The organism is Acetomicrobium sp., from assembly GCF_059026225.1.
The window spans coordinates 297,202-307,881 of the sequence record NZ_JBWQOQ010000007.1; the positions used below are offsets into that span (position 1 = coordinate 297,202).

Below are 10,680 nucleotides of genomic sequence, written 5' to 3' on the forward strand. Positions count from 1 at the left end.
CACCCCTTGTGTTCATGTTTTGTGCCCATTCATTTAATTTAACAATGAGAGATATGAGAGAAAATATAGCCTTTTGTAAGCATCCTCCTACAATGAAATAGGCTACAGGGGAAAGCATATGGAGTTTTATCCATTAACGAACATAAATGAGAGTTTGCAAGTTACTTGATCATAACACTATATATTAAGATAGGAACGATTTAAACAATAGTAAATACGTACTTCTCCTGCTGAGCAAGTGGCAATGAAGCTAAAAGTGGTAGAGCTAAAGCCAAGAAAGCGTTTGTACCTTGTAGCCTAGGGTAGGTTGCTATTAAGCAAAACACTTCAAGGAGGGAAGAATTATGAGAAAAGCATTAGTGAGTATGGCATGTATTATGTTTTTAGCAATAAGTACTGTTAGTGCTGTTGCAACAACAAAATCCAACGAAGTATACGCCAAACATGGTATGGTTTCATCGGCACATAAACTTGCATCTGAGGCAGGGGTAGAAATAATGAAGAAAGGGGGTAACGCTGTTGATGCAGCAGTCGCAACCTCTTTAGCATTGAGTGTCGTAGAGGGGCATTTTACCGGAATTGGTGGAGGGGGATTTATGACAATCAGGGATGCCAAGAGTGGCGAAGTTATCTTTCTAGATTACAGAGAAATGGCACCTGCCGCTTCTACGAGGGACATGTATGCTTCTGAAAAAGCAAAAACAGAAAAGTGGAAATCAATTGGCGGAATGTCTGCAGCTGTACCAGGCTGGGTTGCAGGTATGTTTTATGCACTGGACAAATATGGGACAATGTCTTTTGCCGATGTAGCAACTCCAGCAATTCGTATAGCAGAAGAGGGGTGGGTAGTTGAACCAAACCAAGCGAAATGGTATGCCGAAATGAGCCTTCCTTTGGTAGATTATTATAAAATTGAAGATCTGCCTTTTTTTAATGGTGATCTACCATACCAGACGGGAGAACATATTGTTCGTAACGATCTCGCGAAAACATACAAGCTCCTTGCAGAAAAAGGCCCTGATGTATTTTACAGTGGCGAGATTGGTGAAGCTTTTGTCAAAGAGGTCAATCGTCTCGGCGGAATTATGACAATGGAAGACTTAAAAAATTACGAACTTAAGGTTAGAAAACCAATAGAAGGAACATATCGCGGCTACAAAATATTTTCCGCTCCGCCCTCGTCAAGTGGCGGTACACATATTGTGCAGGCGCTAAACATCATTGAAAACTTCCCCCTTGATCAATGGACACCTGATTCATTTGAACGCCAGCATGTCACGGCAGAAGCAATTCGACTGGTGTTTGCTGATCGTGAAAAATACATGGCTGATTCTGATTTTGTCGAGGTCCCATTAAGGGGTCTAGCAAACAAAGATTATGCAAAAAAACTTGCACAGCAAATAAAAATTGACTCTATCTTGTCTATAATTGAGCCCGGCGATCCATGGGAATACGAAAATCAAAAGGTTGCCTATTTTGCTGGCCCAAACGGGCTTGGATCAGGTACAACTCATTTCTCGGTTGCTGATGCAGATGGCAATATTGTTGCATGTACTAATACGCATAATTACGCGGCAGGATTCGTTCCCAAGTATGGAATTGTAATTAACAATGAGATGGATGATTTCTCAGAGGACCCGAAAAGTGTAAATGCCCCTGAACCTGGCAAACGCCCCTTATCTAGCATGGCTCCGACAATTATTTTAACTCCAGATGATAGGCCTTTCATGACTGTAGGATGTGCTGGTGGATGGAGAATAATCTCGGCACTTGTGCAGATTATTTCTAATGTAATCGACTATAACATGGATATGGCAGAAGCAATTAATTACCCACGCATGTACGCATATACTGTAAGTGGCAAACCATCTCCTTACATAGCGGAGGATCAGATGCCAGAACCGACGTTGAAAGCACTAGAGGTCATAGGAGAAAAAATTGATATTCGTCCATATAGTGATTATTTCGGCACTTCACAGGGCATTATATACAAAAATGATTTAATGAACGGTGGAGCGGATTGCCGGCGTTTGGGTGTTCCTGTTGGGTTCTAGTTTTTAATTAACAAGGCGCCCTCGATGAGGAGACGCCAATCGAATTACTTTTTCATTTCATTGGAGGCTCATAAGATATGTTTAAAAAGAAAATATTCTCAATAGTTTTAGCGATATTTATAGTTGTTTTGTTCAACAGCATGGCTTTGGCGTCAACAATAGCGCTTACCTCCGCAGGCCAGAGCCCCGATGCCATGATGGTTAAGGTTATCTTGAAAAAAATGAACGTGGAGGCAGACTTCGACATGGCACTGAAACCAGATGCTATTAAAGATCATAAGGCTCTCATTATTGTGGTTGGGGGCAGCTCAAAAGGTCTCGGTGCTGCTGGAATAGATCAAGATCAAGAAAAGACTAGGGTAGAAAAAATCCTTAGCATAGCAAAAGACCGGGGTTTGAAAGTCCTTGTCATGCACGTGGGTGGTGATTCAAGACGAGGCATTCTCACGGATACCTTTCTCGAGATAACAGCACCCCAAGCCGATCACATTATTTACGTAACAGGCGCCAATAATGATGGATATTTTACAAAAATTGCAGAAGAAAAAAAGATCCCTGTAGAAGAATCTGAAAGTATTCAGAGTCTTGACATACCTCTTAAAAAAGTTCTGGGAGAGTGGGGGGTTATTTAGCCTTGCCGGCTATAGTGGAGTGGTTTTTTCCAGAAGGTCTTTACACAATAGCAATGATAGGAGTATTTGCTGTAGGAGCCTTTGCCATAAAGTTTCCAGTATCTATCGCAATGGCCTTCGCAGCCATAGCAGGAGCCCTCATAGGTGACGCAGGTTTTCCCCTGCGTCACCTTGTGGAGGGCATGTTTGGTTATCTCGATACAATACTTGTCATTGCTACAGCCATGATTTTTATGAAAACAGTGGAAAGCACAGGCCTTCTAGAAGGCCTGGCTGCATGGATTATTCGTAAATTTCGCAAAAAACCGGTGTTTCTTTCTATGGGGTTAATGTTTATAATCATGGTTCCTGGCATGATTACCGGCTCTTCTACAGCGGCAGTTCTTACCACTGGAGCCTTAGTAGCACCGGTCCTCCTCCAACTGGGAGTTTGCCCCCATAAAGCGGCAGCAGCTATTGCTATGGGTGCAATCTTTGGCATGATTGCACCTCCGGTTAACCTTCCGGCCATGATCATTGGCGGAGGGATAGATATGCCCTACTCGGGATTTGGAATTCCCCTTATTATATGCACCTTGCCTCTTGCCATCTTCACTGCTTTTCTTTTTATCTACCCTCCTCTCAAAAAAGGTGACTTTTCTGAATCTGGCCTGGAGGCAGAACTACAGCGCATGGAGCGAGAACCACTTTCTTTTCGACTCTTTATTCCATTGCTTGTCCTCATCGCATTGTTTGCGGGAGAACGCGTCTTCCCGTCTCATTGGCCTTCTTTAGGCATGCCACTCACCTTTCTTCTCGCCGCTGCTTCGGCCCTCTTTTCTGGCGTAAAATGGCACCCCCTACAGACTGTAATTAATGCTATAAACGATGCACTGCCGGTTATGGGAATTCTTATGGGTGTAGGCATGTTTATTCAGATCATGACATTAATAGGAGTACGAGGTTTCGTCACAGTTTCAGCTCTAGCTCTTCCCACGTGGCTCCTTTACGTAGGCATAGGAGTATCTATCCCTCTTTTTGGGGCAGTGTCGGCTTTTGGTTCGGCTTCGGTGTTGGGTGTTCCCTTTGTATTGGCTTTGTTGGGCCACAATGAAATTATCGTCGCTTCAGCTCTCAGTCTTATTGCCGGCCTTGGAGACCTCATGCCCCCCACAGCCCTCGCCGGTATTTTTTCTGCCAAAGTAGTGGGGGAAGATAACTATTTAAAAGTTCTTCGTTACTGCATCTTCCCCGGCATTCTCACTGCTCTATGGGGGATAGCGGTCATCCTCTTAGCGAACAAATTGGCGGTTTTTCTTTTTTAGGGAGGAATTACAAAAAATGATAATGCTCATATACCGTGGAATAGCGCTTTTCATCTCTCTCGTGGTTGTGCACTGCATGTTTCAAGAAGAAGAATTTTGGAAACAGGCTTCTGCCATTATGGTCATTATCCCTCTTATCATGAGGGTTTTGCTTATAAAATGAGGAGGCCCATTGCACAATGAACGTAAAAGGGACTCGTAAAACGGCCATGATTCTTTTAGCCATAGCCCTGTTGATCATGTACATCACGGGACGAAACTTTCTTGCCATGCGACAACCTGATGTGGTGATACCTGCTGATGGCTTCGAAAAAAGGATGCTCTCAGATTGGTTTCAAGGCATAGGCAACACACCGGCAGATACACCGGTATTTATACAGGAAGGCCAAGAGCCGGGGGGAACGGTTCTGATCTTAGGTGGGACACACCCTAACGAGCCTGCTGGGTATATAGCTGCTGTATTGTTTCTTGAACGAGCCCAAGTGCAGAAAGGACGTTTAATAGTGATACCCTTTGCAAACAATACGGCTTTCACCCATAACTCCCCTCAGGAAGGATATCCTCAATATATTCGGTTCCTCCTTCCGGACGGTTCGGTTAGAACCTTTAGGTATGGGTCGAGAGATACGAATCCTGTTTATCAATGGCCAGACCCTGATATTTACGTTCACGAACCTTCAGGACAGCGGCTTGCAGGCAGCGAAATGCGTAATTTGAATAGGGCCTATCCAGGACAGCCAAATGGTGTTATAACTCAGCGTATTGCCTTTGCTATTTTAGAACTAATTCGCAAGGAAGATATAGATTTGGCCTTTGATCTTCATGAAGCATCGCCGGAATACCCCGTGGTCAACGCCATAGTGGCCCATGAAAAGGGCTTGGAACTTGGTGCCATGGCAGCAATGGATTTGGAAGGGCGAGGAATACCTTTTCGTCTGGAGCCATCGCCTCGAAATTTAAGAGGCCTCTCCCACAGGGAGTGGGGAGATCATACAGACGTTATGGCCATCCTCATGGAGACAGGCAATCCAATCCAAGGTCGGCTGCGAGGACGTACAGATGAAGCCCTGGCCTTGACAGGCAAGGATAAATTCTACCAGAAAGCAGCAGAACTCGGGAACCTCTTCATCCCTTATGAAGATGATCAGCCCATAGCTCTCCGCACAGCCCGACATGTGACGGCTATTATGACTTTTCTGGAAATGCTGGGCTTTATCAGCGAAGAAAAAAGTGTAATAGTAAATAACATTCCCGACTACAATGATATTATTGATAAGGGGGTAGAGGCTTTTCTTTCGCCCGTCTCCTGAGTCAACGGTTATCGGCCTTTACACAAAAGCTGAGAGGTGTCTTTCTATTCCATAAAGGTGAAGCTATATGAACAAAAATGCCACTCGATACACATTGATACAAAATGATACAATAAGGGAGAAAGAAAAGAAGAGGGGAGTGTCTTAATGTATCGTGATGGCAACAAAACGCTCCATTGGAGGCAAATGGGGCGAGGATGCTTCCTTCTTATAGCGTGGTTTCTTTCGCGTTTTTACGAACGTCCTATCTATACAGTTTTTCAATATCTTTTGTTAGCTGTCGAGCATAACGATAGCGGTTATCTCATGGCAGCTTCAGCTGTTCTAGTGCTTGTTAATACAATAAAAGCCTTACTTCTTTACGAAGGGTGGCTTTTCTTTGCCGATGGTCTTGCAAATTATCTCAATAAACCCTTAATAAAGCGGCTTCTCCCCCTTTTTGCTATTCCTGCATGCTACCAAATGGTGGCAGTCTTTGATTTTCCTGGCATTCCTCATTTTGGAATGCCGGCTGTCCTTAGCATCGCTAGTGTCATGTTAATCCAATACTTCACGCGGGATGTTTCAAGGTGGTCAAATAAGGCCATGGCGCTGGGATTAATGCTTTTTTCTTTTCAGTGGCTAGATGTTGTTCCAGCTCTTACCAGTTATGGTTTTGGATGGGGAGAGCTTTCTGCTGTCCTAAAAAATATAGCAGTGATTTCAGGTAAAGCAAAGGTTTTAAATGTAATGGCAATGGTTTCATTTGGGGGAGTCTTTGCTGGCGCCCTTGTTACTATCGAGCTTTTTGTAAATTATGAAAAGCGGCTGGCCCAGCTTCAACGCCTACGTCGTCAAGAGCGAGAACTTTCCGCCTTACGAGAAGAACAGCTACGAAATCGCAGTGTAATAGAAATCCAACAACTTGTTCACGACCTCAAACGACCTCTTACGGTAATCATAGGATTGACGGATGTTTTGTCACATTCGCTGGGAAACCCTGCAGAGAAAGCACATTTGAAGGAAATTCAAGATGCGTCCGTAAACATGAATAAGATGGTTTCGGAAATTTTGAATCCTCACGTCCATCACCGCATTTCTGTGGAACACGTTGTGAATTACACTCTGAGTCAAATACGTCCCTTCCCCTGGAGTTCCGGCATTCAGGTGAGCTTGCATAACGCTTCTTCAACCTCTTTCATTGAAGCAAACCTCATACTCCTCTCCAGAGCTATTGTAAACATCTTGGACAATGCTCATCGAGCAACAGCTGAAAACTCGTCTCCCATTATTCGCTTTCAAACGGAGGTCACAAAGGATCACGTATTAATTAAAGTAGAAGATAATGGGTACGGATTTGAAAAAGAGCCCTTGCCTCATCGTTCCGCCTGGGGGTCTACTGGTCTTGGGTTACCTTTCGTAAGGAGCGTCGCAAAAGAACATAATGGAAAGCTGTCTCTTGGAACCAGCGATGAACTGGGTGGGGCTTCTATTGCTTTGCTTTTGCCTCTATGCAATACGGAAGAGGTAGGGGGTGAAGACAATCCTGTACCTCGGGGCAATTGATGATGACACAAGCGTTCTTTATACTTTGGAAGCAATGGCCAAATCTCAGGGCTGGGATATGCGAACCACGACAGAACCTGACGAGGTGTTTCTTTGGGTGATTAATAATCAGATCGACATACTACTCGTAGACTATCACATGCCTAAAATGAGTGGCCTTGAAGTTATTCAAAGGGTAAGGGAAATTTCAGATACAGTGGTACTACTAGTCCTTACCATTGAAGAGCGTCCCCAAATTGCTCGCCAGCTTCTTCTTGCCGGGGCCGATGATTTCGTGAACAAACCAGTGCGCCTTTTAGATTTCGCTTCTCGAATTCAGGTCCATGCAAAACTAGCCCACTATAGAAAAATGACACGTCAAAGCTATCCAATGAAGGGGATATCTGAAGAAACCCTTCGAAAAGTAATTGATCTCCTAGTTTCAAATGCAGATTCCGAGTTTTTTGACGTGCAGTTTCTTTGTGACAACCTTGGTCTAGCTTATCCGACAGCCCATCGTTATTTGGAATACCTAGTAGCAAAAGGGACTTTATTTAAAAGTCAAGAAAGCCCGGAAGGAAAACCAGGCCGTCCCAGAACGCTCTACCAAATGAAGTAAGCGAAGTTTTCGTTTTGTCAAAGCCTCGTTTTGTGCCACATTTAGGCGATTTTAGCGATTTGTTTCGGTGAAATATGATAAGTTGCCAGCTCAAAAATCTTTGGCTTTTTGGTAAAACCATGCAAGATTCACGCTTATGTTTTCCAAAAGCGCCGCTGGGCCGGTCCGTTGTATTCAGATAATGAAAGCTCATCGGCAGGATATGCAGAATCCCAACAGTAAATGAGAAAGTCAAGTTCATCGGCAGCAGAGACAATCAAAGCCTCCGGCGTGCTTGGCAAAACGGGAGATCCGTATTCTTTTTTTCCGTGATGGCTCACTATGATATGGCCTATTGCTAAGGTGATGTTTTCATCGAGGTCGTACTTTCTGGCAAAATCCATGAACATGGAATAGCCCAAAGGGATGTGGTCTATCACAGCACCATGCAGGGTAATTTGGGGAGCTAAATCAATTGAGTAAGCGCTAAGTTTTCCAATGTCGTGCAACAGTGCCCCGGCAGTCAGAATATCCATATCTACGTTTAATCCTTTATTTAAATAAATAAAGCCAATTGCCCGGGCACTTTTCGTGACATCCAGGGTATGCTCAAGTAAGCCGTGAACGTAGGCATGATGATTTTTAACAGCAGCTGGAGCGATTTTAAACTGTTCCCACAAATCTTCGCTAAAAAGCGTGTGCAAAAAGGTACGCAAAGGATCGCCGCATTCATCCACTATAGCCCAAAAGTCCGCTTCCATTTGTTCAAGCGGTACAGGCGATTTTTCTATAAAAGATTCTGGCGGATACTTATCGGAGTCGAGCAAGTAAATTTGGTTTATGTGATACTGGAGTCTTTGCTTGTATTTAGTCACAACGCCAAAAACTCCTACAGGTTGTCTTGAGACGCTGCTAAGACCTCCTAAATCGTCCTGAGTGAGTACCTTCTTTTCTCCGTCTCTAATGTCCCACCATTTGCTGTCCGACCATGCTCTGGCATAGAGCGTTCCGCTTGCATCCACGATGGTCAGGTCCCAGTAGGGTTGATTATTTTTATCTCTTTTTAGCCTCGCCGTGGCAAGCACTCCAACGGTTTTGAACTTATCGCCGGACTTCATGCTTTCTTTTATGCTAGCGATGGGTACACATCTTTCCTCGGACATCTTTATCACCCTTGTAAACGTAATTGCCTCACTTTTTGCAATATTTATATATAATCAATACGTATATAATCTTTAACTTAAATTTTATACCACGAATAAAGATCAAATGCCAGCCGTGCAGACTTTATTCACGAAGAGCAACACAAAGATGCAGCTATCTGTTTTGTTTAAGAAAGCGCCATAAGAAGTTTTGTAACGCCAAAAGATAATTAAATGACGAACAGGAGGAATTGTTTGATATGTTTAGCCTTAAAAGACGAATATCGAATAAGGAGACATTGCTGGGGACATTTGCGATCCTGCCATCGACCGATTCGGTCGAAATTTTGGCGTTGGGAGGATTTGACTTTGTTGTGCTTGATAGAGAACACGGCCCTCATTCCATAGAGAAACTGCAGGACATGGTGAGAGTAGCTTCTCTTCATAAAATGGGCACCTTGGTCAGGGTGCCGGAAAATTCCAAGAAAGAAATTTTATGGGCTCTGGACGTAGGAGCTGACGGAGTGTTGGTTCCCATGGTTGAAACTGCTTCGGATGCAATTAGGGCCGTAAGAAGCGCCAAATATGATCCAATCGGAGAAAGAGGAGTTGCCTTTACAAGGTCCTCGAAATACGGCGGTCATGAGCTAACTTCCTATTTCGAGGAATCCAACGAAAATACATTTATCACCTTGCAATGCGAAAATATTAAGGGGTTGACAAACCTCGAAGAAATCGCAAATACACCGGGGGTAGATATGATCTTTTTTGGTCCCTTCGATATGTCCGCTTCCTTAGGCATACCCGGCAAAGTAGAAGATCCTAGGGTCAAAGAGGCAGCTATGAAATTGCTTCAAATTTGCAAGAACGCCGGCAAGGCGGCGGGCACCTTCGCAAGTACAGCCGAGGAAGCTTTAAATCGTATACGGGAAGGATTTAACTTGGTCGGCCTTGGCATTGAAGCCACAATTTATCTTAATGCTGTAAAAAGTTTAGTGACCAGCGTAAAAAATAAGATGTTAAAATGACACAAGATAGCAAAAGTTCGCTACCAAGGCTGTATTTTTTGCTAATGCACAATTATATTCTAAATTTCTCCAATTCCGCGGGGTGAGCCGGTTTAGTAACGATATTGAGGCGATCCTCTGGGGAAGTAATTAAGATCCTCACGGCACTGTTTTCGTGATCGCTGTAACGCGCTACGAACTTTGCAGATATCTCCAAATTTTCCATAACAACTGGAGCGTCATGAGAATAAAGCAGTGCCGTTGGACCTTTTACGTTAATCGGATGTCAGTAACAACATTGAAGGAAGCCGAAGCTGAATTAGCCTTTTGTTTTCCTTGACATTTCTCCCAATGATTAAATGAGTCTTTTGAGGAAGCAAAAAATGCCTGCCGACGCGCAAAAGGGCGGCATGGTAGAAGGAAAAATGCTCCTTAAAAGCCTCCATTAATCGTCTTAACTTTAAAGAAAAAAACTTCTCCGTGAGAGGGCATCCACCTCCGGGCGAAGGATAAGTCGTGATTTGCCATTTTTTTGCCAGTTCCATTTGTTCTTTCCTGCTGCGCCCGGAAATGGAAAGCAAATTCTCCCTATTTACCAGGCCTTCCCGTTCAGGAGCCGTTGCAGGAAGCAGCTTGGCAGACAAGGGCCTTAAAATATAATCAGCGTAGCCTGAAGCAGCGTCAACCATCCTTAAAGCCGCTGATGTTTGCGATTTAGGCCTTTCTCCCAAGACCTCGCCGGTAGCCAAAAAATCATATCCTCTTTCTTCCATCATCTGACCTGCCACCTTTAACATTAAAGCGTGACAATCTATGCAGGGATTCATGTGTTTCCCGAAGCCATGCGGGGGGTTGATAAGTACGTCAATGTACGCTTTCTCGGGAAGTGGTGCTATAATTAGTGGGAAATTATAAAGGCGTGCTGCTGAAACGGACTTTTCAGCGGAAAAAAATGGAGTTGTAAAGGTCAACCATGTGATTTGTACATTGTTTCTGCGCAAAATTTCTCCGGCAAGCAGCGAATCGAGTCCGCCTGAAAAAAGAAGCAGCGCCTTTGGGGGTTTGTTTTTCATTTCTTTTGCCTCCCAAAATATATAATTTACTTATAA

Annotated in this window: 11 protein-coding genes; 8 read left to right on the forward strand and 3 right to left on the reverse strand. The window is 43.9% G+C overall.

Annotated elements, in window-relative coordinates; genetic code table 11:
* Nucleotides 1–344: 344 nt before the first annotated feature.
* The 7 genes from ggt to AC5SXE_RS05815 all read left to right on the forward strand — a co-directional run bounded on the left by ggt (nucleotide 345) and on the right by AC5SXE_RS05815 (nucleotide 7,443).
* A complete protein-coding gene (gene ggt, locus AC5SXE_RS05785) occupies nucleotides 345–2,054 on the forward strand; it encodes a gamma-glutamyltransferase (RefSeq protein WP_323720538.1) in 1,710 nt (569 codons plus the stop codon).
* 77 nt (nucleotides 2,055–2,131) lie between these two features.
* Nucleotides 2,132–2,686 (forward strand): DUF6305 family protein, encoded by a 555-nt coding sequence (locus tag AC5SXE_RS05790; protein ID WP_323720537.1) that lies wholly within the window; start codon nucleotides 2,132–2,134, stop codon nucleotides 2,684–2,686.
* A gap of 14 nt (nucleotides 2,687–2,700) precedes the next feature.
* Complete coding sequence (locus tag AC5SXE_RS05795) at nucleotides 2,701–3,990, forward strand: TRAP transporter large permease subunit (protein ID WP_323720834.1); 1,290 nt, start codon at nucleotides 2,701–2,703, stop codon at nucleotides 3,988–3,990.
* Nucleotides 3,991–4,006: 16 nt separating this feature from the next.
* Nucleotides 4,007–4,153 (forward strand): hypothetical protein, encoded by a 147-nt coding sequence (locus AC5SXE_RS05800; RefSeq protein WP_323720536.1) that lies wholly within the window; start codon nucleotides 4,007–4,009, stop codon nucleotides 4,151–4,153.
* A 16-nt stretch (nucleotides 4,154–4,169) separates the two neighbouring features.
* The gene (locus AC5SXE_RS05805; RefSeq protein ID WP_323720535.1) at nucleotides 4,170–5,300 is read left to right on the forward strand and encodes a succinylglutamate desuccinylase/aspartoacylase family protein; all 1,131 of its coding nucleotides are present in this window, start codon (nucleotides 4,170–4,172) and stop codon (nucleotides 5,298–5,300) included.
* A gap of 147 nt (nucleotides 5,301–5,447) precedes the next feature.
* Nucleotides 5,448–6,845 carry a sensor histidine kinase gene (locus AC5SXE_RS05810; protein WP_323720534.1) on the forward strand — a complete coding sequence of 466 codons (1,398 nt, stop codon included), beginning with the start codon at nucleotides 5,448–5,450 and terminating at the stop codon, nucleotides 6,843–6,845.
* On the forward strand, nucleotides 6,814–7,443 hold the full coding sequence (locus tag AC5SXE_RS05815; RefSeq protein ID WP_323720533.1) for a response regulator: 630 nt from the start codon (nucleotides 6,814–6,816) through the stop codon (nucleotides 7,441–7,443). Before AC5SXE_RS05810 ends, AC5SXE_RS05815 begins: the two co-directional genes overlap by 32 nt.
* A 134-nt stretch (nucleotides 7,444–7,577) precedes the next feature.
* On the opposite strand, the gene AC5SXE_RS05820 is transcribed toward AC5SXE_RS05815, so the two are convergent.
* Nucleotides 7,578–8,585, reverse strand: coding sequence for a 3'-5' exoribonuclease YhaM family protein (locus tag AC5SXE_RS05820; RefSeq protein ID WP_323720532.1), 1,008 nt, complete (start codon nucleotides 8,583–8,585; stop codon nucleotides 7,578–7,580).
* A 239-nt stretch (nucleotides 8,586–8,824) separates the two neighbouring features.
* Between AC5SXE_RS05820 and AC5SXE_RS05825 the strand changes: the two genes are divergently transcribed.
* Entirely contained in the window at nucleotides 8,825–9,592 is a 768-nt protein-coding gene (locus tag AC5SXE_RS05825) for an HpcH/HpaI aldolase family protein (RefSeq protein ID WP_323720531.1), read from the forward strand.
* 52 nt (nucleotides 9,593–9,644) lie between these two features.
* Here the strand turns inward: AC5SXE_RS05825 and AC5SXE_RS05830 are convergent, their stop codons facing one another.
* Entirely contained in the window at nucleotides 9,645–9,797 is a 153-nt protein-coding gene (locus AC5SXE_RS05830; protein WP_493916903.1) for a hypothetical protein, read from the reverse strand.
* A gap of 49 nt (nucleotides 9,798–9,846) precedes the next feature.
* Nucleotides 9,847–10,644, reverse strand: a complete 798-nt coding sequence (locus AC5SXE_RS05835; RefSeq protein WP_493916904.1) for an adenine nucleotide alpha hydrolase family protein — start codon at nucleotides 10,642–10,644, stop codon at nucleotides 9,847–9,849.
* Nucleotides 10,645–10,680 lie beyond the last annotated feature (36 nt).